Source organism: Acidithiobacillus sp. TH-A67 (assembly GCF_057473545.1).
In genome coordinates this window covers 63,714-82,171 of the sequence record NZ_JBYCKU010000058.1, presented here as the reverse complement: position 1 = coordinate 82,171, position 18,458 = coordinate 63,714, and the positions used below count along the sequence as shown (strand labels likewise).

24 protein-coding genes are annotated in these 18,458 nt (G+C 60.5%); 10 read left to right on the top strand and 14 right to left on the bottom strand.

Annotated elements, in window-relative coordinates; translation table 11 throughout:
- Positions 1 to 14: 14 nt before the first annotated feature.
- From AC2VNM_RS09425 to trmB, 3 genes are all read right to left on the bottom strand, one after another.
- Positions 15 to 512: a hypothetical protein gene (locus tag AC2VNM_RS09425; protein ID WP_486913215.1), complete on the bottom strand. Its 498-nt coding sequence runs from the start codon at positions 510 to 512 to the stop codon at positions 15 to 17.
- Between the two features lie 138 nt (positions 513 to 650).
- Entirely contained in the window at positions 651 to 1,349 is a 699-nt protein-coding gene (locus tag AC2VNM_RS09420; RefSeq protein ID WP_486913214.1) for a Crp/Fnr family transcriptional regulator, read from the bottom strand.
- Positions 1,346 to 2,041 carry a tRNA (guanosine(46)-N7)-methyltransferase TrmB gene (gene trmB / locus AC2VNM_RS09415; protein WP_486913213.1) on the bottom strand — a complete coding sequence of 232 codons (696 nt, stop codon included), beginning with the start codon at positions 2,039 to 2,041 and terminating at the stop codon, positions 1,346 to 1,348. The genes AC2VNM_RS09420 and trmB overlap by 4 nt, the downstream gene beginning before the upstream one ends.
- A 38-nt stretch (positions 2,042 to 2,079) precedes the next feature.
- Between trmB and purE the strand changes: the two genes are divergently transcribed.
- Genes purE through AC2VNM_RS09400 form a run of 3 tightly spaced genes read left to right on the top strand, consistent with a single transcriptional unit; the run spans position 2,080 to position 4,579 of the window.
- On the top strand, positions 2,080 to 2,580 hold the full coding sequence (gene purE / locus AC2VNM_RS09410; protein WP_486913212.1) for a 5-(carboxyamino)imidazole ribonucleotide mutase: 501 nt from the start codon (positions 2,080 to 2,082) through the stop codon (positions 2,578 to 2,580).
- The gene (locus AC2VNM_RS09405) at positions 2,577 to 3,704 is read left to right on the top strand and encodes a 5-(carboxyamino)imidazole ribonucleotide synthase (RefSeq protein WP_483164800.1); all 1,128 of its coding nucleotides are present in this window, start codon (positions 2,577 to 2,579) and stop codon (positions 3,702 to 3,704) included. The genes purE and AC2VNM_RS09405 overlap by 4 nt, the downstream gene beginning before the upstream one ends.
- Positions 3,705 to 3,706: 2 nt before the next feature.
- On the top strand, positions 3,707 to 4,579 hold the full coding sequence (locus AC2VNM_RS09400; RefSeq protein WP_486913210.1) for a fructosamine kinase family protein: 873 nt from the start codon (positions 3,707 to 3,709) through the stop codon (positions 4,577 to 4,579).
- Here AC2VNM_RS09400 and AC2VNM_RS09395 read toward each other — a convergent pair.
- The 4 genes from AC2VNM_RS09395 to smpB are packed head-to-tail and all read right to left on the bottom strand — an operon-like array spanning position 4,560 to position 7,767.
- Positions 4,560 to 5,045, bottom strand: coding sequence for a disulfide bond formation protein B (locus tag AC2VNM_RS09395; RefSeq protein WP_483164802.1), 486 nt, complete (start codon positions 5,043 to 5,045; stop codon positions 4,560 to 4,562). The genes AC2VNM_RS09400 and AC2VNM_RS09395 overlap by 20 nt on opposite strands.
- Positions 5,042 to 5,665 carry a thiol:disulfide interchange protein gene (locus AC2VNM_RS09390; RefSeq protein ID WP_486913209.1) on the bottom strand — a complete coding sequence of 208 codons (624 nt, stop codon included), beginning with the start codon at positions 5,663 to 5,665 and terminating at the stop codon, positions 5,042 to 5,044. The genes AC2VNM_RS09395 and AC2VNM_RS09390 overlap by 4 nt, the downstream gene beginning before the upstream one ends.
- Complete coding sequence (locus AC2VNM_RS09385) at positions 5,655 to 7,310, bottom strand: ArnT family glycosyltransferase (protein WP_486913208.1); 1,656 nt, start codon at positions 7,308 to 7,310, stop codon at positions 5,655 to 5,657. Before AC2VNM_RS09385 ends, AC2VNM_RS09390 begins: the two co-directional genes overlap by 11 nt.
- Complete coding sequence (gene smpB, locus AC2VNM_RS09380; protein ID WP_483164805.1) at positions 7,303 to 7,767, bottom strand: SsrA-binding protein SmpB; 465 nt, start codon at positions 7,765 to 7,767, stop codon at positions 7,303 to 7,305. The genes AC2VNM_RS09385 and smpB overlap by 8 nt, the downstream gene beginning before the upstream one ends.
- A gap of 160 nt (positions 7,768 to 7,927) precedes the next feature.
- Here smpB and AC2VNM_RS09375 point away from each other — a divergent pair, with 160 nt between their 5' ends.
- Together AC2VNM_RS09375 and AC2VNM_RS09370 are read left to right on the top strand one after the other, a co-directional pair.
- Positions 7,928 to 9,070: a phospholipase D-like domain-containing protein gene (locus AC2VNM_RS09375; RefSeq protein WP_483164806.1), complete on the top strand. Its 1,143-nt coding sequence runs from the start codon at positions 7,928 to 7,930 to the stop codon at positions 9,068 to 9,070.
- Positions 9,071 to 9,083: 13 nt separating this feature from the next.
- Positions 9,084 to 9,539, top strand: a complete 456-nt coding sequence (locus AC2VNM_RS09370; RefSeq protein WP_483164807.1) for a type II toxin-antitoxin system RatA family toxin — start codon at positions 9,084 to 9,086, stop codon at positions 9,537 to 9,539.
- 12 nt (positions 9,540 to 9,551) lie between these two features.
- Here the strand turns inward: AC2VNM_RS09370 and AC2VNM_RS09365 are convergent, their stop codons facing one another.
- The gene (locus AC2VNM_RS09365) at positions 9,552 to 9,881 is read right to left on the bottom strand and encodes an outer membrane protein assembly factor BamE (RefSeq protein ID WP_483164808.1); all 330 of its coding nucleotides are present in this window, start codon (positions 9,879 to 9,881) and stop codon (positions 9,552 to 9,554) included.
- A 67-nt stretch (positions 9,882 to 9,948) separates the two neighbouring features.
- Between AC2VNM_RS09365 and fur the strand changes: the two genes are divergently transcribed.
- Positions 9,949 to 10,392, top strand: a complete 444-nt coding sequence (gene fur / locus AC2VNM_RS09360) for a ferric iron uptake transcriptional regulator (RefSeq protein ID WP_483164809.1) — start codon at positions 9,949 to 9,951, stop codon at positions 10,390 to 10,392.
- 29 nt (positions 10,393 to 10,421) lie between these two features.
- Here fur and htpX read toward each other — a convergent pair whose 3' ends face one another.
- Positions 10,422 to 11,300 carry a protease HtpX gene (gene htpX / locus AC2VNM_RS09355; protein ID WP_483164810.1) on the bottom strand — a complete coding sequence of 293 codons (879 nt, stop codon included), beginning with the start codon at positions 11,298 to 11,300 and terminating at the stop codon, positions 10,422 to 10,424.
- 112 nt (positions 11,301 to 11,412) lie between these two features.
- Between htpX and AC2VNM_RS09350 the strand changes: the two genes are divergently transcribed.
- A complete protein-coding gene (locus AC2VNM_RS09350) occupies positions 11,413 to 12,369 on the top strand; it encodes a cation diffusion facilitator family transporter (RefSeq protein WP_483164811.1) in 957 nt (318 codons plus the stop codon).
- Between the two features lie 10 nt (positions 12,370 to 12,379).
- Here the strand turns inward: AC2VNM_RS09350 and proB are convergent, their stop codons facing one another.
- From proB to rplU, 4 genes are read right to left on the bottom strand one after another with little or no spacing between them, the layout of a single operon-like run.
- Entirely contained in the window at positions 12,380 to 13,504 is a 1,125-nt protein-coding gene (proB, locus tag AC2VNM_RS09345; RefSeq protein ID WP_483164812.1) for a glutamate 5-kinase, read from the bottom strand.
- Complete coding sequence (cgtA, locus tag AC2VNM_RS09340; RefSeq protein WP_483164813.1) at positions 13,501 to 14,631, bottom strand: Obg family GTPase CgtA; 1,131 nt, start codon at positions 14,629 to 14,631, stop codon at positions 13,501 to 13,503. Before cgtA ends, proB begins: the two co-directional genes overlap by 4 nt.
- Positions 14,632 to 14,682: 51 nt before the next feature.
- A complete protein-coding gene (gene rpmA, locus AC2VNM_RS09335; RefSeq protein ID WP_215872921.1) occupies positions 14,683 to 14,940 on the bottom strand; it encodes a 50S ribosomal protein L27 in 258 nt (85 codons plus the stop codon).
- An 18-nt stretch (positions 14,941 to 14,958) separates the two neighbouring features.
- Positions 14,959 to 15,270 (bottom strand): 50S ribosomal protein L21, encoded by a 312-nt coding sequence (rplU, locus tag AC2VNM_RS09330; RefSeq protein WP_483164814.1) that lies wholly within the window; start codon positions 15,268 to 15,270, stop codon positions 14,959 to 14,961.
- Between the two features lie 271 nt (positions 15,271 to 15,541).
- Between rplU and AC2VNM_RS09325 the strand changes: the two genes are divergently transcribed.
- From AC2VNM_RS09325 to AC2VNM_RS09315, 3 genes are all read left to right on the top strand, one after another.
- Entirely contained in the window at positions 15,542 to 15,688 is a 147-nt protein-coding gene (locus tag AC2VNM_RS09325; RefSeq protein ID WP_483167552.1) for a helix-turn-helix domain-containing protein, read from the top strand.
- Between the two features lie 149 nt (positions 15,689 to 15,837).
- Positions 15,838 to 16,674 carry an APC family permease gene (locus AC2VNM_RS09320; protein WP_486913205.1) on the top strand — a complete coding sequence of 279 codons (837 nt, stop codon included), beginning with the start codon at positions 15,838 to 15,840 and terminating at the stop codon, positions 16,672 to 16,674.
- Positions 16,674 to 17,249: an APC family permease gene (locus AC2VNM_RS09315; RefSeq protein WP_486913204.1), complete on the top strand. Its 576-nt coding sequence runs from the start codon at positions 16,674 to 16,676 to the stop codon at positions 17,247 to 17,249. Before AC2VNM_RS09320 ends, AC2VNM_RS09315 begins: the two co-directional genes overlap by 1 nt.
- 45 nt (positions 17,250 to 17,294) lie before the next feature.
- Here the strand turns inward: AC2VNM_RS09315 and AC2VNM_RS09310 are convergent, their stop codons facing one another.
- Entirely contained in the window at positions 17,295 to 18,449 is a 1,155-nt protein-coding gene (locus tag AC2VNM_RS09310; protein ID WP_483164833.1) for a D-alanyl-D-alanine carboxypeptidase family protein, read from the bottom strand.
- Positions 18,450 to 18,458 lie beyond the last annotated feature (9 nt).

The window sequence follows — 18,458 nt, the reverse complement described above, 5'->3', positions numbered from 1 at the left end:
CTAGTCAGGATAGCTCAGGCCAGCACGCGCCGATAGGTAGCCGGCAGCGGGCTCTCTTGCTGTGCCTGGGCCGAGCCTTTGGCAACGAAGAGATTGATGACCTGACCGTGGGCTTTGATCAGCTCGCCCACATTTGGATCTTCGCTGGTTTCTTCGATCAGTACGCCATCCGGCAGCAGGGTGAGCTCCATGTGGATCTTGTCGTGCTGGGCAAAGAGTTCGGCGAAGGCCGGATCCCAGAAGCGCAGGCCAAAATTTTCTTCCAGCCGCTGCTTCATCGAGGGGACGTGGTCGTGCAACAGCGCGACGATTTCGGGATTGTCGGAACGGGTGCGGGCACGCACGCCATTGGGCAACAACTCCAGGTCGCGCTCGATCTGCTCGTGCAGGGCCAGCAGACGATGAAACACCGCCTGATCGTGCTGGTGCCGGGCGGCTCGGGCAGGATCGCCACTGGCGCGCCCGCCACCCTGGCCGCGAACGCGGAACATTGCAGAATCGTTCTGGTACATGATGGAATCTCCTTGTCTCAATTTTTTGTGCCGTAAAGAGTGCTGCTTTCGCGACGAAACAGGGCAGCATCTCGCCAATGAAGGTATCTTGCCCGAGGCAAGGCAATCGCGCATTGATAAAGATCAATCTCGAGTGAATCAGTCGGATTTGGCCGCAGCGATTTCCTGCAGTCTTTGCGGGGAGAGGATTTCTAGTCGGTCGCGAGCTTCTTGCAGCAGTTTCTGACGCTTGAATTCCGCCATGAGGCGGCTGACATGCTCCACCGAGAGCCCAAGAAAATCGGCGAGATCCTGACGGGTCAGCGGGAAGGGCAGGACGCGCAGCTGTGGATAGCGCTGTGCCCATTGCAACAGAAAAGTAGCGAGGCGTGCCTCGGCCTTCTTGGCACCGAGCTCCACCACCCGCTCCTCGCTGGCGCGCAGGGCGTCCTGCCAGCGCTGAAAAATGGCCTCGCGGACTTTGGGCTGGCGCTCGGAGAGGCGTTGCAGCTCGACCAGATCCAGGCGACAGAGCTTGCCCGGCGCGATGCTGATGGCATCGTGCCGATGCTCCTTCTCCAGCAACCCCTCAAAGCCAAAGAGATCACCGTGATGCAGCAGGCGCAGGATGACCTGCTGGCCAGTGCTCAAGGTCTTTACCAACTTCACCGCTCCTTCCCGCAGGGTGTAGGCGAAGCGGGCCGGATCTCCCGAGCGATAGAAGACTTCCCCGGCGGCGCAATCGATGTCTTGCACTTCCATGCCCAGGGTGCAGAGTTCCGCCGGATCGAGGCCGGCAAAGATGCTTTCCCCGCGCATCCGGCAGTGCAGGCAATCGGAGAGGCGCGGCGCGCTCATTTTTTGTGACAAGCAAAGCGCAGGTCGAAAACTGCATGGCCCAAGGCCGTCCCGCGGCGCTCGAAGCGGGTTTGGATACGGTTCTCCGGAGCCTCGGCATAGTTCCCCAGGCCCGCGAGATTCTCCCAGCCGGGCGCGCTTTCCAGCAAGGTCAGCATCTGCTCGGCATAGGGCTGCCAGTCTGTCGCCAGCTGCAATTCGCCACCGGGTTGCATGACCCGATGCAGCAGCTCCAGAAAATCGGGCTGAATGATGCGCCGCTTATGGTGCCGTTTCTTTGGCCAGGGATCGGGAAACTGGACGACGACCAGCGAAAAGACACTGTCTGGCAAGCTACGCAACCACGGCGCGACATCCTCATGCACTACCCGCAGATTCTGGAGTTCTGCCGCTTCGGCACGCAAGAGTAGGGAGCCGACGCCGGGGGAGTGGACCTCGGCACCGATGCAGCCCCAGTCCTGGTGCTTCTCGGCAAAACGCGCCAGATGTTCCCCATTGCCAAAGCCGATTTCGAGCATCAGGGGTTGGGGGCAGGCCCAGGGTGAGTGCCAGGGTGCCTGTGCATCGAGAATGTAAAAGCTGCCGCGCTCTCGCAAAATGCGTTCTTGCGCGTTGGTGAGACGGCCCTGACGCAGGACAAAACTGCGGATGGGACGAAATTCGGGCTTGAGAGTCGCATTCATGCCCGGCATTATAACCGGTTTCCAGTGCGACGCCGAAGGAGAGAGCGATGCAGCAGGGGCCGATTGTCGGCGTGGTCATGGGCAGTGTGAGCGATTGGGAGGTGATGCAGTCGGCTGCCCAGATCCTGGCCGATTTGCAGATACCGCATGAGACTCTGGTCGTCTCCGCTCACCGCACCCCCGATCTCCTCTTTGCCTATGCAGAGGAGGCCAGCGCACGCGGATTGCAGGCCATCATTGCGGGCGCCGGCGGTGCCGCCCACCTACCGGGAATGCTAGCCGCCAAGACCCTGGTGCCGGTGCTGGGGGTGCCGGTGCCTTCGCGGCACCTGCAGGGACAGGACTCCTTACTGTCCATTGTGCAAATGCCCAAGGGAGTGCCGGTCGCCACCTTTGCCATTGGCGCGGCGGGGGCAGCCAACGCGGCGCTCTTTGCCGCAGCACAACTGGCCCTGCACGACCAGGACTTGCATGCGCGTCTGCAGCGCTTCCGGGCAGCGCAAACGGAGCAGGCCTTGCACAGCCAAGTGCCGCCACCGGCATCATGATCGCACCCGGCAGTACCCTTGGCGTTCTGGGTGGTGGCCAATTGGGGCTGATGTTTGCCCTGGCCGCCCGGCGACTCGACTACGATGTCTGGGTATTTGATCCGGATCCCAACGCCCCGGCGGCGGAGGTTGCGGCCCGACATTTCTGCGCCCCTTTCACCGAGGAGGCGGTGTTGGCGGACTTTTGCGCCGGGGTGGCAGCCGTCACCGTCGAGCGCGAGCAGATCCCGCTCTCCACCCTCACCTACTGTGCCGAGAGGCTTTCCCTGCGGCCAGGTCTAGAAGCCCTGCGCATCGCCCAAGATCGGCGTTTGGAGAAAGCGTTTTTTCGGGATCTGGGACTGGTAACGGCACCCTTTGCCCTCCTCGAGCAGGCCGCCGATCTGCCGGCTGCCGCGCAGCTTGCCTTCCCGGCAATTCTCAAGACCGCGCAGGATGGCTACGATGGCAAGGGACAGGTGGCGGTAGCGTGTGCCGCCGACTTGGCAATGGCGTGGCAGGAACTGGGACAGCGTCCAGCGTTGCTGGAAGTGCGGGTGGCGCTGCGTCAGGAGTTTTCGGTGATTCTTGCGCGCAGCAGCGATGGCCTGGCGGTCTTTTACCCAATCGCCGAGAACCGGCACCGGCACGGCATTCTGGACCTCAGCATCGTGCCGTGCGAGCTTTCCGAAGCGCATCAGGAACAGGCACGGCGCGCGGCCCTGCGCATTGCCGAGGCGCTGGAGTATGTCGGTGTCCTCGCTGTGGAATTTTTCCTCAGCGCGGATGGCGAGTTGCTTGTCAACGAGATGGCGCCACGCCCGCATAATAGTGGCCATTATACCCTCGACGCCTGCGTGCACAGCCAGTTCGACCAGCAGGTACGAGCCCTGACTGGCTTGCCTTTGGGCGATACCCGCCTGCTCTCGCCGGTGGCAATGCTGAACCTGCTCGGCGAATGGTGGCAGGGGGCGGGGCCAGACTGGAACGCTTGGCTTTGCCATCCACAAGTAAAGCCCTATCTTTATGGAAAGAGTGAGGCGCGGCCGGGGCGCAAGATGGGTCACCTCAATATTCTGGCCGACAGCCGGGCGGCTGCCCTGCGCACGGTGGCGGAGCTGCGCGGCGCTGATAGCGGCGACTGACCATGTCTGTAGAGCGTCGCTTGCAGCAAGAGCTGGGTGGCGACTGGCGGGTAGAGGCCAGTGGGGCGAGCGATTTTTTTCGCCTGTATCGCGCGCATAGTGCGGGTCAATCGCTATTTCTTAAGATCGGGAAGGGGCGCGCCCAGGCGGAAGCCGAAGCCGACGGCCTACGCGCCCTGCAGGCAGCGGGCGTGCCGGTTCCCCACGTCTATGGCGTCTGGGAGGAGTCCGGCGATACCATACTGGCCCTGCAGTTACTGACCTTCGCGCATAAGGACGATGTTGCCTGGGCCGCACTGGGCGGTGTCCTGGCCGCTCTGCATGGCCCGGCCTGGCCGCAATTCGGTTGGTCGCGCGACAATTTTCTCGGCGCTACCCGGCAGCAGAATCGCCAAACGGGCGGGACCAGCGCTGCGGATTGGCTGAAGTTTTTGCGCGAGCAGCGTTTGGAGATTCTCATTGCGCAGATGGATCTGCAGCGCGAGGAGGCGATGCTGTTCGCGGATCTTTTGGCGGCTCTGCCCGAGATCCTGCAGAATCATGCCCCGCAAGGTTCCCTCACCCACGGCGACCTGTGGTCAGGTAATTGGGGCGCGGGGGTCGATGGAGATGTCTGGCTTTTCGATCCCGCCGTAGCGGTCTGTGATCGGGAGATGGATCTTGCCATGCTGGAACTCTTCGCCCAGCCACCGGCATCGTTCTGGCAACGTTATCAAGGCCTGGCCATACCGGCTTTTGATCCCGCTGGCTATGCCGTTCGGCGTCCTCTCTACCAACTCTACCATCTGCTCAATCACTGGCTGCTCTTTGGTCGTTCCTACGCGGGGCAGGCCCAGGCGGCAGCCCGGGCTGCCCTCAACGCTGCCGGACGCTGAAGAAAATCGCCAGTAGCAGGCATAGCGCACAGAGCAGAAACACGGCAACGCTCCAATGGCTGATCGGCAGGTTCCAGAAGCGCTGTTGCCCGGCAATTGCGCAGGACCCTTGCCCGGCCAGGGCGCCGGCCAACGTTCCAGCAAAGCTCCCGGACGAAAAGTTTTCTTGCGGCAGTAATTGAATGGCGGCGCAGGCCTGAACCTTGCGCGTCGCGCTATTTGCCAGATGCCACTGCCATCCTGCCAGTGCCGCCCCGCCGAGTGCCGCCAAAGCAGCCAAAGACCAGAGCCAGCGCCGTCCGGCAAAAAAGCCGATGCTGATCGCCAACAGCATAGCTAGGTCCGCCACGCGCTGATAAATGCAGAGGCTGCAGGGCTGGATATCGCCAGCAAATTGCAGGTACAGCACCGTGCCAAGGGCAGCCAGGCCAAGCAGTAGCGCCAGGATCGCTAGCGCCGGGCTCACGAACCGTCGACGATCTGCTGCCATTGCTGATGGTCAGGAAGACCGAGGATGTATTGCACCTGCTTGCCACTGCGATAGACCAGCATCGGCGTGCTTACCCCCGACTGCTGGACGCTCTGTGGATCGAGTAGGGACTCCTTACCCGCCAAGAAGTTGAAGTTGCGCTGCAGTTTGCCGAGCTGCTTCTGGGTCAGCGTAGCGCTTGCAGGAGCAATGCCGCCCTCTGGCGCACCATTGCGGATGGCAAAGCCCTTCTCGTTTTCTTTCAGCGCCTGTACGGGGTCTTTGGCGCCGAGAATTGCCGCGGCTTTGCCCATGCTGGTGGGGGAGTTCGGGAAACCGATGATGACGACGCGCAGGCGGAGCTTGCCCGTGCTGACGGGGTTTTGCAGCCAGTTATAGAGCACATGACAGTAAGGACAGTCAGGCTCCAGGAATAAGTAGATCAATGATCCTCGTGAGCCCTCCTGTACGTAATAGGAGTGGCTGAGGGCATCCCAGAATTGCAGATCGTGGTCTGCGGCATGGGGTGCGGCGTCTTGCGCCAGCACTGGCTGCAATGGGAAAACCAATAAACTGCCGAGGAGCAGCAGGAAGGCAAGCAGGAATCTATTTCGCATCGATACGCAGCAAAGAAATATTCTGACGACTGTACATCTCATAGCCAGTATAGAGGATTTTTGCCGACTCCCCTGCAGCCAATTCCTGGCGCAGCGCAACGATATCTTTTTGCGGCAGGGCCAGAAACAAAGGTCCGTGGCTGGCTGCCAGAATCGCCGGGATTTGTTGTTTGGGCTGCTGGATCTGTGTTGCAGTCATCGCTCCGCGGCCGGCGTAAAACAGGAAACTCGGCTCCCACCATTGCCAGGTGGCGATGGCGTAGGGCCGCTGTCCCTCCAGGCTGCGCACCATCTCTCCCATGGTCACCGAGGGCTTGAGGTGATCGAGGGCGGGCATGAGCAGCAGAATCATACAGAAGGCCAAGGCAACGGCCCCCACCCCCAGGCTGCCGATCACGCCCAGGAATTGCTGCCGATAGACAAAATACAGGCCGACTACGGCGGCAAGTAGATAGGGCAAGCCCAGATAGGCGACCGAACCCAGCGGTGGCAGGCTTTGGGGTACCAGCGTGGTGCCCAGCCCGAGCAGGATGCCGCCGATTGCCGCCAGCCCGAGCAATGAAGCGATGATGCCACGCCCGCAATAGGCGTGGACACCACTCAAGGCAAGGTCCATGCGCCAGGCGAGGAGGGCGAGTAGAGGCGGATAGGCCTCCCAGACATAATTGGGCAACTTGGTCGCGCCCAGACTGAAAAAAACAATCCAGATCCCCGCCCAGAGCCCAAAGAAGAGCAGATCCGGGCGCGAGCGGAAATATTCTTTCCGCTGCAGCCACAAGGTGGCGAACATCTGGGGAAAAAATACCGACCAGGGTAGCAGGCCGAGGAAGGTCGTAAACAGATAATAGACGATGGGCCCTTGATGTCCCTGCATGGCGCCGGTGTAGCGGGCCACATTTTGCTGGGCAATGAAGAGCAGATCCCAGCGCCAGTGGGTCTCGATTCCCACGGCAATGTACCAGGGCAGGGTGAGCAGCAAAAAGATCGGCAGGCCCCAGCGCAGTTGCCCCTGCCGCCATAGATGCGGCAAATCGCGGCGCAGCAGCAGAAAGACGACGATGATCAGGCCGGGCAGCAGGAAAAAGATCGGTCCTTCCGTGAGGGTGCCCAGGGCCATGGCGGCATAGGACAGGAGATACTGCCAACGCCGTTCCTCCGGGTAGAGGTAGCCGCGCAGATGGGCCAGCAAAGCGACGGTGGTAAAGAGGATGACCAGGGGGTCGGGGACGGCGGCGCGAAAGATGATCTGACTGTGCAGTGCAGTGGCGGTAAACAGGCCAGTGAGCAGGGCCGCGCGTGCTCCAAGCAGACGCCGCAGGGTCAGCGTCAAATACAATACGAGGAGTGCCCCGATGAGCACCGAACCGATGCGCAGGCCCCAGCTGTTCATGCCCAGGGCACGTACCCCCAGGTCCATCAACCAGTAATTGAGAATGGGCTTGTCCGGTCGCAACTGGCCATTGAAGGTCGGCACCACGTAGTTGTTGTGGGCGATCATCTCCTTCAGACACTGGGCGTTGTTCGGCTCGTCTATGTCCCAAAGACTCGCGTCGCCGGTATGGAAAGCGAAAAGCCAGAAGGCAAAGACGAAGAGCAGCAGGGCATGGAGAAGATGGTGCTCGCCGTTCTCCTGCGTCTTAGCCATCGCGTGCGCCACCTTTCAGAATGCGCGCCTTGTCCCGCTGCCATTCGCGTTCTTTTAGAGTGGCGCGCTTGTCGTGTGCCTGTTTGCCCTTGACCAGGGCGATCTCGGTCTTGGCGCGCCCCTGCTTCCAGTACATCGCCAGGGGGACGATGGTAAAGCCTTTGCGCTCGACGGCACCAATCAGGCGATTGATTTCCAGACGGTGCATCAGCAACTTGCGGGTACGGGTCGGATCCGCTTGGATGTGGGTGCTGGCAGTGGGTAGCGGGCTGATATGTGCGCCAAGGAGCCAAAGCTCTCCGTTTTTGATCACCACATAGCTGTCCTTGAGCTGCAGGCGTCCGGCGCGCAGGGACTTCACTTCCCACCCTTCAAGGGCGATGCCGGCCTCAAAGCGCTCCTCGATAAAGTATTCATGTCTCGCCTCACGATTGAGGGCAATGGTGCTGCTGCTCATGACATCCCAAGCTTTGGATCAGAGGAGCGATCTTAGCGCAAAGCGCTGCGCAGCGCACAAGGCGCAGGGCGCCATAGCCCCTGCGGGGTGCCTGGGGTTAGACTGCCAGGAGGAAGACCCGGCGAAGGTTGAGCAATGCCGAACATTGTGGAAGGGAAAGATGACGCGGCGTAACCCGGCTTGGCTGCCGGCGGAGGACTGGACCCTGCTGACGGAGATGCCAGTCATCGCGCGGTTTTTACTGGAAAGGCTGCGTGCTGCGAAGCAGGAAATTCTCTTCGAGAACTATATCTTCCAGGCGGGCAATTGGCCGGAAGAAGTTTTCGACATCCTCTGCGCGAAGGCGCGCGATGGTGTGCTCGTGCACCTGCGTCTCGATGCGGTGGGTAGTCGCGGATTTCCCGAGCGCTGGATTCAGAAATTGCGTGCCGCCGGTGGTACTTTCGAATGGTATCACCGCCTTGGCTGGCGCGGTTGGGAAAAGAGCCTGCGCCGCAGTCACCGGCGCATTGTGCTCATCGACCAACAATGGTTGGCGGTGGGCGGTTTTGCCCTTGCCGATGCCTGGCTGCGCGGCGATCCGGGGCAGCTTCCCTACCGCGATATGCTTTTTGCCTGTCGCGGGCCGATCGTGCCTCTGGTCCGTCGCCTGTTTCTGAAAAATCGTCCACTATCGCACAAGGAGTTGCGCGCCGCTTCCAGCGACGCTGCAGATCGTCGTGCAGACGCCATAGTGCGCTTGCTGGCGGGTTCGCCACCGGATCGCTTTACGATTCGCCGGCGCTATCTCGCCGCCTTCCGCTCGGCACGGGGGAGTCTGTGGATCGCTACCCCCTACTTCAACCCCGATCCCATCGTTCTCTCAGCCCTGTATGGTGCCGTGCGCCGCGGTGTGGATGTGCGCGTACTGCTGGCGGGCCGGGTGACCGATCATCCCCTTTTGCGCCTCGGCATTCAGGCGTATTATCAAAAACTGTTGCGACATCGCGTGCGGGTGTACGAATATCAGGAAAGCTTTCTGCACGCCAAGTACATTCTGGTGGATGGTCAGTGGGGAGCGGTCGGTTCGGCTAATCTCGATTTTCTGAGCCTTTGGTTCAACCGCGAGCTTAATCTCGAAGTAAAAGGTCTGCTTCCCCTGGCCTCGCTGCGCACCCTGTTTCTGCGCGAGTTTGCCCGCTCTCGGGAAATTTCGGCGGAGCACTGGCAACGCCGGTCCTGGTGGCGACGTCCGCTGGAATGGTTGCTGGCCCAAGTCGATCGTCGCATTCAGGCGCGGGCGCTGGGCTCGCGCCGCTACTGAGTCGAGGAGCTTGATGCACCATATCCGCAAGACGGCGGTGTTGCCCTACAGCGCCGAAGAGATCTTTGCCCTGGTCGAAGACATTCGCAGTTATCCGCAATTCCTGCCCTGGTGTGGCGCCAGCCGTATCCTGCAGGATCGTGGCGATGAAGTGGTGGCCGAGATCCGCATCGCCCACAACTCTTTCGGTAAAGCCTTTTCCACGCGCAACCGCTACCAGCGTCCCAAGCTGGCCGAGGTGCGACTGGTCGACGGTCCCTTTCGTTTTTTGGAAGGGCTTTGGCAACTCGAGCCGGTGGAGGGTGGCACACGCGTGACCCTGGACATGCGCTTTGAATTCGCCAGTCGTCTCATCGGCGCATTCCTGGAGCCGATTTTTAAACAGGCCGCCGAAACCATGGTGCAGCGCTTTAGTCAGCGCGCACGGCAGGTATATGGCAGTCCGCGTCTGGCAAAAAATTCCGGCTGAGCGATCTGCGCTTTACTTGTTTGTCAGTGCCGTCACATCGCCGCTGATACTTTGCAAGCTGCCGTCCTGGCTGAAATGCAGAATGATGTTGCGCACTGTGGTACTGCCGTAAGCAGGCTTGTCACTGTAGCTGTATACCCATTCATTGGAGTTCCATGGGTTCTGCAACAACGGCGCGCCCAACACCGCGCTGACCTCGGCCTTGTCCATGCCTTTGTGGATTTGCGCCAGTTCTTTCTGACTGACGACGTTACCTTGCTGCACATTGACGCGATAAATACTGCAGGCGCTCAGGATGGTGCAGAGAAGGAGGGTGCTCGCGAGAAAAGAGAATGTGCGCATGATCCTTGTCTTGGGCGTACGGTGCCACTATGCTACTAAAAGAACGCGCTACTTGCCATTGGAACGGATGAATAGTGAAGAACTGAAACGTGCTGGTCTGAAGGCTACCTTGCCGCGCCTGCGGATCCTGCAGATTCTCGAGGCCAGCGATACGCGCCATCTGACGGCGGAAGAGGTCTACCGGCAGCTGCTCGATGCCGGAGAAGAGGTGGGCCTGGCCACCGTCTACCGCGTCATGACCCAGTTCGAGATGGCGGGTCTGGTGCGTCGCCACCATTTTGAAGGCGATCGCGCGGTCTTTGAACTCAATGAAAGTGGTCACCATGACCACATGGTCTGTACCGCCTGTGGCAAAGTCCTCGAGTTTTTTGATCAAACCCTGGAAAACCGCCAGTTGCAGATCGCTGCCGGGCGTGGCTTCCACATCACCGACCACAGCCTTTATCTCTACGGTACCTGCAAAGGAATGCAAGAGAAGGGCGTCTGCTCCCTGGAAGGGCAGGATAGCTGAACCACCTGCTTCTGATTAACGGCTCGTCTCTAGCTCTGCTGGCGCAGAGCCGCAATGCGCTCCTCCAGGGGCGGATGACTCATGAACAGGCGGGAAAGGCCGCGATGTCCCAGAATGCCGAAGGCCGTCATGGCCTTGGGTAGATGGCTTTCTTCGTGGGACGCGCGCAGGTGTTCCAAGGCGGCGATCATCTTGTTGCGCCCGGCAAATCGGGCGCCGGCAGCATCGGCGCGAAATTCCCGCTGGCGGGAAAACCACAAGACAATGATGCTGGCCAGCACGCCAAGGACCATCTCGGCCACGATGGTGGTAATCCAGTAGGCGATGCCATTGCCCTCTTCATTGCGAAACACCACGCGGTCTACCAGGTTGCCAATGATGCGGGCGAAGAAGATGACGAAGGTATTGACCACACCCTGAATCAAGGTAAGGGTGACCATGTCGCCGTTGGCGACGTGACCAATTTCATGTCCGAGCACGGCCTCTGCCTCATCGGCATTCATCTGCTGCAACAGGCCAGTACTGACGGCAACCAGGGCGTGATTCCGACTGGCACCGGTGGCAAAGGCGTTGATCTCGGGCGAGGGATAGATCGCGACTTCGGGCATGCCAATGCCGGCGGCAGTCGCGTGGCGCTGCACAGTTTGCACCAGCCATTGTTCGGTGGGATTACGTGGCTGCTGGATGACTTCGGCACCGACGCTGCGCTTGGCCATCCACTTCGACATCAGCAGGGAAATGAACGCACCGCCAAAGCCAAAAACCAAGGAAAAGATCAGCAGGGTCGGCAGGTGGATTCCCGCGCTGGCCTGATCAAAGCCAAAGAGATGCGAAAGAATAGTCCAGGAAACGCTGAGGATCAGCAGGATGGCAAGGTTGGTTGCCAGAAACAATAAGACGCGCTTCATGGTTTGACTCCGTGCGCAGACGCTCTGGAAGTATTAACGCAGCTCTACGCCGAGAGTGCAAGCGTCTGCAGCGATGCGTACACTACGACACATGCCATCTCTGGGAGGGGAAATGCAGCACACGGCAGGGGGCTTGGAGCACCAACACCATTCGCATGGGCATGGTCACCATGCCCACCATCATCATGCGCCAGCAAATTTTGGTCGCGCCTTCGCCATCGGCATCGCTCTGAACGTTGCCTTCGTTTTGGTAGAGATTGCGTTTGGCATTTTGGGAGACTCCCTCGCCTTGTTGGCAGACGCGGGACACAACTTTGCGGACGTTTTTGGCCTGCTCCTGGCTTGGGTGGGAAGCAAGCTGGCGCAGCGTTCTCCTTCCCTGCGCTTTACCTACGGCCTGCGCGGTGCCTCGATCCTATCGGCCTTGGGCAACTCGGTGTTTCTGCTCCTGATTACCGGCGGTATTGTCTGGGAAGCCATCCTACGCCTAATGCACCCGGCGTCAGTCGCCGCCTGGGATATCATCGTCGTGGCGGCCGTCGGTGTGGTCATCAACACCGCGACGGCTCTCCTCTTCGTCGCCGGGCAAAAAGAGGATCTCAATCTGCGCGCCGCCTTTCTGCACATGGCGGGGGATGCCGCGCTGTCGCTAGGGGTCGTATTCACGGGCATCACTATTCTGTTTACCGGCTGGCTCTGGCTCGATGCCGCCACCAGTATTCTGGTCAGTGCCTTTATTGTCTGGTTTACCTGGGGCGTGCTGCAGGAGTCGGTCGGTCTTGCCCTCAATGCCGTGCCCAGAGGAATCGATCCTCTTGCCGTGCGGCATTTTCTCCTAGCCCAGCCGGGGGTACAGGAGGTGCACGATCTGCACATCTGGGCCATGAGCACCAGTGAAAATGCCCTGACAGCCCATTTGTTGATGCCAGAAGGGCCGCGCGGCGACGATTTTTTGCACGAGCTTGCCGAAGAGCTAGCAGAGCACTTTCAGATCCATCATCCCACCTTGCAGGTGGAAACCGGCGATAGCGCGCATTCCTGTGTGCTTGCCCCCGAAGGGCACATCTAGAACATCGTCGTCAGGGGAGTAGGGCGAGGTTGTCGCGGTGGATGAGTTCCACCGCCTCCTGCTCGCCAAACAGCTCGGTAATCTCGGCGCTGTTTTTTCCCAGGCGGGCCGCCACTTCGGCGCTGGCGAAATTGATCAGTCCCTGGGCAATCTCCTGTCCTTCGGGATCCAGGCAGGAGACCAGGTCGCCACACTGAAATTCTCCCTCGACAGCCGTCACCCCTACCGGCAGCAGGCTGGAGCCTTTCTCGCGTAGGACGCGTGCCGCCCCAGCATCGAGCCTGAGTTTGCCCATGGGCCGTAACTGCCCCACAAACCAGCGCTTGCGCGCAGCAAGGCGGGGGACTTGCGGTTGAAAACGGGTGCCCAGTATCGCCCCTCGGTACAGGCGCAGCAGCACGTCTGGTTCGTGGCCGCTGGCAACGATCGTCGCTGTGCCCGAGCGTGCCGCCCGGCTTGCGGCCATTACCTTGCTGCGCATGCCGCCGGTTCCGACCTTGCTACCAGCGCCGCCAGCCATGGCTAGCAACTGCGGGTCGCCAGCGCGGACTTCGTGAAGAAGTTGGGCCTCCGGGTGTTGGCGCGGATCGGCCTCGTATAGGCCCGCCTGGTCGGTGAGGATGATCAGCAGGTCGGCGTCCAGCAGATTGCTCACCATGGCAGCGAGGGTGTCGTTGTCACCAAAACGCAGTTCCGCGCTGGCGACCGCGTCATTTTCGTTGATGATGGGTAGAGTTCCCATTTCCAGCAGGGTGCGCAGGGTGGCGCGGGCACTGAGGTAGCGCTGGCGGTCGCGCAGATCTTCATGGGTGAGGAGAACTTGCGCACCAATCATGCCGCCCGTCTGCAGATATCCCTGATAGACCTGGACCAGGGCGGCCTGCCCAATGCTGGCGGCGGCCTGCAGTTCGGCCAAAGCGCGTGGGCGGGTTTGCCAGCCGAGGCGTTCCATGCCTGCTGCCACGGCGCCGGAACTGACCAGGATCAGCTCCAGTCCCTGGCGGTGCAACTCGCTGAGCTGCGCAACCCAAGCAGCAATTGCGGGGTGGTTAAGCCCCTTGCCGTCATTGGTGAGCAGACTGCTGCCAATCTTGACAACCCAACGACGGGTTTCGGCGAGTTCGCTGCGACTCATTCCTCTTCCTCATCCTCCCAATCGGCGTCGCCCCAATCCTCTTCTTCGTCCCAATCACCCTCTTCGGCGGTCTCTTCCTCGTCGTACCAGTCGATATCGCCGCTGGGTTCAGGGGCCGGAGGAAGTTCTGGTAAAGCACGCCAGATGGCTTGTGTCAATTCCTTACAGCCGGCGCCCGTCGCCGCCGAGACGAGAAAGGCTGGTCCTTCCCAAGCGAGCTCTTTACAAATGGTCTGAAAACGTTGTTCGGCCTCCGGGAGGGGCAGGAGATCGGCCTTATTGCCGATCAGCCAGCGCGGGCGGCTGGCTAGTTCGCTGCTGTACGCCTCGAGCTCGGCCGCCAGGGCTGCGACGCCTTGTGCCGGATTACTCTCTTCCAGGGGGGCGATGTCGACCAAGTGCAGCAGCAGCCGGGTACGGCGCAAATGGCGCAGAAAGCGGGTGCCAAGGCCCGCACCCTCGGCAGCACCGGGAATCAAGCCGGGGATATCGGCGAGGACAAAGGATTCGTGTTCACCCACGCGCACCACGCCAAGCTGCGGGTGCAGGGTGGTGAAGGGGTAACTGGCAACCTTGGGTTTGGCAGCACTGACGGCGCGGATGAAGGTGCTCTTGCCGGCATTGGGTAGGCCCAGCAGGCCGACGTCGGCAAGCAGGCGCAGTTCCAGGCGCAGGTTACGCTCCTCCCCAATGCCACCCTTTTCAAACTGGCGGGGTGCGCGGTTGACACTGGTCTTGTACCAGAGATTGCCATGCCCACCGCGTCCGCCCTTGGCAACCAAGAGGCGCTGCTGGTTTTCGCGCAGATCGCCAAGCAGTTCACGGGTGTCTTCGTCATAAACCAGCGTGCCGACGGGGACGGCAATTTCCAGATCCTTCCCAGCCCGCCCCGTCATCTGTCGACCGGCACCACCATGACCGTTTTCGGCACGATAGCGCCGCTGGTAACGGAAATCGATGAGGGTATTGAGGTTCTCCTGGGCCACGAGGTAGACGTCACCACCCCGCCCACCATCGCCGCCATCCGGTCCGCCGAAGGGGATGAATTTCTCCCGACGAAAGCTGACAGAGCCGTGGCCACCATTGCCGGCGCCAACCACGATGCGGACTTCGTCGAGAAATTGCATGAAAAAACCCCACCCCGCTAAACCGGGGCGGGGCTTTCCCGATGGCTGTTTTTAGCCGTTGATGACGCTGACAGTACGTACCTGACGTGGACCCTTGCGCTCAAACTGTACCACACCATCGCTCAGGGCGAAGAGGGTATGATCCTTGCCAATGCCGACGTTGGCGCCGGGGTGATACTGGGTACCCCGCTGGCGGATGATGATGTTGCCGGCGATGACCGCCTGACCGCCGTAGCGCTTGACGCCCAGACGCTTGGACTCGGAGTCGCGTCCGTTACGCGAAGAACCGCCTGCTTTCTTGTGTGCCATATTCGTTTGCTCCTGGATTTACGCGTCGATGCTGGTGATGCGGACTTCGGTGTAGTACTGGCGATGGCCCTGCCGCTTCCGGAAATGCTTACGACGACGCATCTTGAAAATGTGGATCTTGTCAGCGCGACCCTGGCTCAGCACCGTAACCTTGACGCTGGCACCCGGGACGAGCGGCTGTCCCACCTGTACTTCTTCGCCTTCGCCGAGCAGCAATACACGGTCGAGAACCAGCTCGCTACCAGCCTCGGCTTCCATCTTCTCCAGGCGCAGCTTGTCACCCACTGCCACTCGATACTGTTTACCGCCATTCTCGACTACCGCGTACATCAGAACCTCCACAAATGGGACCGCCGGCGAGAGGCGCCGGAAAGGGTCAGAATAGTATGGAGAAAGCTTCCCTCCGTCAAGCGCCGAGCAGCCCATGCGTGCCACTCTGGATATAGAGGAACATAAGATGGGCCGGTAGAGCCGCAAGAGCGCAGCGGCAATCGACGGCTACATCAGATCCGGTTACTCCAGGATCACTGCCGTACCGTAAGCCGTTATTTCATTCATTGCCTGGCCTTGTCCAGAGTCGAAGCGCATTCCCAATGAAATTATGCAAGCGCAGCAGAGCGCAGGCTTGTCGCAAGCAGAATTCGCGGAGGCCTTGGGTATTTCCAAGCGCACACTGCAGGAGTGGGAGCAAGGGCGAAGGTCTCCGTCGGGTGCTGCTAAGGCCGTGATCTGTATCGCAAGGCGCTGAACCCCTCCAACGAGTGGATAGGTCTCGGAAAACCACTCACCCAAAGTACAGAGCTACCATCAGCATCATTCAAGCCGGTAGTGTTGTTGACAATTGCGCGTGGATCGCTACCATCGCATGCAACAGTGTTGCAAAACAGGCCCCAAAGCATGTCTGAGTCGGAATCCGGAACCTTACAACAGGACGTGGTGAGCTTTTGGGGCCTGGTGGGCCAGAGCATATCCGGCATGGCGCCGACCTGCGACGTGGTCGCTTTCATGACTGCCGGTGCCGCTTTTGCCTTGGTAGCCATGCCACTCTCTTATCTGGCAGCGTTCATCCTGATGTTCATCGAAGTGAACACCATCTACCACCTGACCAAGCATCGGGCCTCAGCCGGTGGCTATTATAGTTTTGTCTCGGCAGGGCTGGGAGCACCGGCGGCGCTGGTGACAGGTTTTATGGTCATCTTCTACCAAACCCTGAGCGTCGGAGCGATCCCGGTCTATGTGGGCGGTGTCTTTCTGCCGGGCCTCGCGCGCAGCCTGGGCATCGCGCTACCTTCCTGGTTTTGGATTGCCAGTATTCTGTTTTTTGTGGGTGTCCCCTGGCTGCTCAGTGTGGCCGGCATTCGCCCAAGCATTCGCACAGTGGCGATCACCAGCCTGATGGAGATCCTGTTTTTGGTGGGCAGTTCGCTATTCATTATCAGCCGCGCCCTGCCTGCCCATCCGTGGGCGCCCTTCAGCACGGCAGACGTTGGTTTCAAGGGCGTAGCGATGGGAATGATCTTTGCCATTACCAGTTTTATCGGCATTGGTAGCCACACACCCCTGGCCGAGGAGGCGCGGGGGGTACGCACCCAGAACGGGCGCGTGATTGGCAAGGCGGCGCTAGTCTCCCTGAGCCTGGTTGGTGCTGCGCTGATCCTGTCGGCCTACGCCCTGACCGTGGGCTGGGGGGTGCACGATATGCGCAGCTTTGCCGCAACGGCGCTCCAGGGGTAGTGGTTTTCGAGAAATATCTTGGATTCTGGGGCGCGACGGCCTTGGTGATCCTGGCCATCAACAGTGCCATGGCCGACGGCCTGGCCCTGTTGAATGGTTCGGCACGGGTGCTCTTCGCCATCGCCCGTGATCGCTTGCTGCATACCCGTTTCGCTCTGGTGAATGGGCAACGTGCGCCCCAGGGGGCCATCAACTTTCTTGCCGCTTTGGCACTGGGTTTCGCAATTCTGTTCGGCCTGGTTTTCGGACCCAGTAATGGCTTCAATGTCATGACGACTGCCGTCCTGATTGGCCTGGTAACCGCCCATACCCTGATGAATCTTGCCCTGATGCGTCTGCCGGCGGGTGGCGGCTCCCATGGCAGTCGCATCTTCTTCCATATTCTCTTGCCGATCGTGGCAACACTGCTCTTCTGGTGGGTGCTTTGGGAATCGCTCTTTCCTCTCGCTTATCCGCTCGGCTGGTCCTTGGCCCTTTGGGCGGTAGCCATCGTGCCCGCGCTACTCTTTGCCAAGTGGCGGGCGCGCCGTCTGTCTCCGGAAGAGGCGCACCGCTTGGGGACGACAGCCCCCTGAGAATGGCTTGCCCTTCGCCTGATCGGCAAGGCGGGGATTCCCAGACTACAGCGCGTTCTCAGCTTGATGCCAGAGAGTACCGATCGTGCCCGCAGGTTTGGCAGCCTGGGCCGCCACTAGCGGGGTTTCACCAAGCACTTTGCCGTGCAGAGTGATCTGCAGGTGGCCCACGATGGCACCAGCGGCTACCCCATGCCCGCCAAGCTTGTCATAGCTGACGCTGCGCTGCAGATCCTTTTGCTCTCCCTCTGGTACCGTCACCCAGACATCCTTCGCCGCCTTGACTGCGAAGTTCTCTGGATCCAGTTGTGGATCGCTGTATTTGCCCAGCACCGTCCCTGCCTTCACTGCTTCTAGGTCGTGGGTAAAGGCGTAGCCATAGTCGAGCAGGGCAACGACATCATTCACGCCGGCGGGCCAACTCGGCGCCCCCATGACGACAGCGATCAAGCGCCGTCCATTACGAATGGCGGTGGTGTCCATGCAGTGACCAGCGGCATTGGTATGACCGGTTTTCAGTCCGTCAATACTCGGATGGCCAAAGAGGGCGGGATTCCAGCTGCGCTGGGTGATGTGGTTGTAGCGATAATATTTGATCTTGGAAATATCGATCACCTGCGGATACTTTTGGATCAGGTTGCGAGAAATGATTGCAATGTTCATGGCCGAAAGATGCAGGCCGGGATCGGGTAGACCATCGACATCGGTATAATGCGCCCCCTTGAGGCCCATTTTCTCGGCCTCGGCATTCATCTCCTCGACAAAAGCGGCGCGACTGCCGGCGACGGCCTGGGCTAGCGCCACGGCGGCGTCATTGCCGGAGTCGATGATCAGCCCGTGCATGAGCTGGCTGACGGTAACCGGCAGGTTGGGCTGGATGAACATGCTCGAACCGCCAGTGTGCCATGCTACGTTACTGACCGGGATCTGCTGGTTCCAATGCAGACGTCCGTCAGCGAGGGCGCCATAGGTCAAATAGGCAGTCATCAACTTGGTAAGACTGGCGGGGGGCAACTGCAGGTCCGGATCTTTTTCGGCAATGATGGCGCCGGTACGAGAGTCCATCAGCACGTAGCTTTTACAGTCGGGAATGGGCGGTGGCGGGGGCTGCAGGTCCGCCGCTTGCACAAGAGAAACGCCCAGAGGAGAAAGGCACAACGCCAACAGAGGCGCCCGCAGGCGCCGCAGGGATGGATTCATCTGTCGGTT

What these genes read in the sequence shown, in the direction of transcription:
- AC2VNM_RS09425 (WP_486913215.1), bottom strand. Translation starts at nt 512, where the DNA reads ATGTACCAGAACGATTCTGCAATGTTCCGCGTTCGCGGCCAGGGTGGC.
- AC2VNM_RS09420 (WP_486913214.1), bottom strand. Translation starts at nt 1,349, where the DNA reads ATGAGCGCGCCGCGCCTCTCCGATTGCCTGCACTGCCGGATGCGCGGG.
- trmB (WP_486913213.1), bottom strand. Translation starts at nt 2,041, where the DNA reads ATGCCGGGCATGAATGCGACTCTCAAGCCCGAATTTCGTCCCATCCGC.
- purE (WP_486913212.1), top strand. Translation starts at nt 2,080, where the DNA reads ATGCAGCAGGGGCCGATTGTCGGCGTGGTCATGGGCAGTGTGAGCGAT.
- AC2VNM_RS09405 (WP_483164800.1), top strand. Translation starts at nt 2,577, where the DNA reads ATGATCGCACCCGGCAGTACCCTTGGCGTTCTGGGTGGTGGCCAATTG.
- AC2VNM_RS09400 (WP_486913210.1), top strand. Translation starts at nt 3,707, where the DNA reads ATGTCTGTAGAGCGTCGCTTGCAGCAAGAGCTGGGTGGCGACTGGCGG.
- AC2VNM_RS09390 (WP_486913209.1), bottom strand. Translation starts at nt 5,665, where the DNA reads ATGCGAAATAGATTCCTGCTTGCCTTCCTGCTGCTCCTCGGCAGTTTA.
- AC2VNM_RS09385 (WP_486913208.1), bottom strand. Translation starts at nt 7,310, where the DNA reads ATGGCTAAGACGCAGGAGAACGGCGAGCACCATCTTCTCCATGCCCTG.
- smpB (WP_483164805.1), bottom strand. Translation starts at nt 7,767, where the DNA reads ATGAGCAGCAGCACCATTGCCCTCAATCGTGAGGCGAGACATGAATAC.
- AC2VNM_RS09375 (WP_483164806.1), top strand. Translation starts at nt 7,928, where the DNA reads ATGACGCGGCGTAACCCGGCTTGGCTGCCGGCGGAGGACTGGACCCTG.
- AC2VNM_RS09370 (WP_483164807.1), top strand. Translation starts at nt 9,084, where the DNA reads ATGCACCATATCCGCAAGACGGCGGTGTTGCCCTACAGCGCCGAAGAG.
- AC2VNM_RS09365 (WP_483164808.1), bottom strand. Translation starts at nt 9,881, where the DNA reads ATGCGCACATTCTCTTTTCTCGCGAGCACCCTCCTTCTCTGCACCATC.
- fur (WP_483164809.1), top strand. Translation starts at nt 9,949, where the DNA reads ATGAATAGTGAAGAACTGAAACGTGCTGGTCTGAAGGCTACCTTGCCG.
- htpX (WP_483164810.1), bottom strand. Translation starts at nt 11,300, where the DNA reads ATGAAGCGCGTCTTATTGTTTCTGGCAACCAACCTTGCCATCCTGCTG.
- AC2VNM_RS09350 (WP_483164811.1), top strand. Translation starts at nt 11,413, where the DNA reads ATGCAGCACACGGCAGGGGGCTTGGAGCACCAACACCATTCGCATGGG.
- proB (WP_483164812.1), bottom strand. Translation starts at nt 13,504, where the DNA reads ATGAGTCGCAGCGAACTCGCCGAAACCCGTCGTTGGGTTGTCAAGATT.
- cgtA (WP_483164813.1), bottom strand. Translation starts at nt 14,631, where the DNA reads ATGCAATTTCTCGACGAAGTCCGCATCGTGGTTGGCGCCGGCAATGGT.
- rpmA (WP_215872921.1), bottom strand. Translation starts at nt 14,940, where the DNA reads ATGGCACACAAGAAAGCAGGCGGTTCTTCGCGTAACGGACGCGACTCC.
- rplU (WP_483164814.1), bottom strand. Translation starts at nt 15,270, where the DNA reads ATGTACGCGGTAGTCGAGAATGGCGGTAAACAGTATCGAGTGGCAGTG.
- AC2VNM_RS09325 (WP_483167552.1), top strand. Translation starts at nt 15,542, where the DNA reads ATGCAAGCGCAGCAGAGCGCAGGCTTGTCGCAAGCAGAATTCGCGGAG.
- AC2VNM_RS09320 (WP_486913205.1), top strand. Translation starts at nt 15,838, where the DNA reads ATGTCTGAGTCGGAATCCGGAACCTTACAACAGGACGTGGTGAGCTTT.
- AC2VNM_RS09310 (WP_483164833.1), bottom strand. Translation starts at nt 18,449, where the DNA reads ATGAATCCATCCCTGCGGCGCCTGCGGGCGCCTCTGTTGGCGTTGTGC.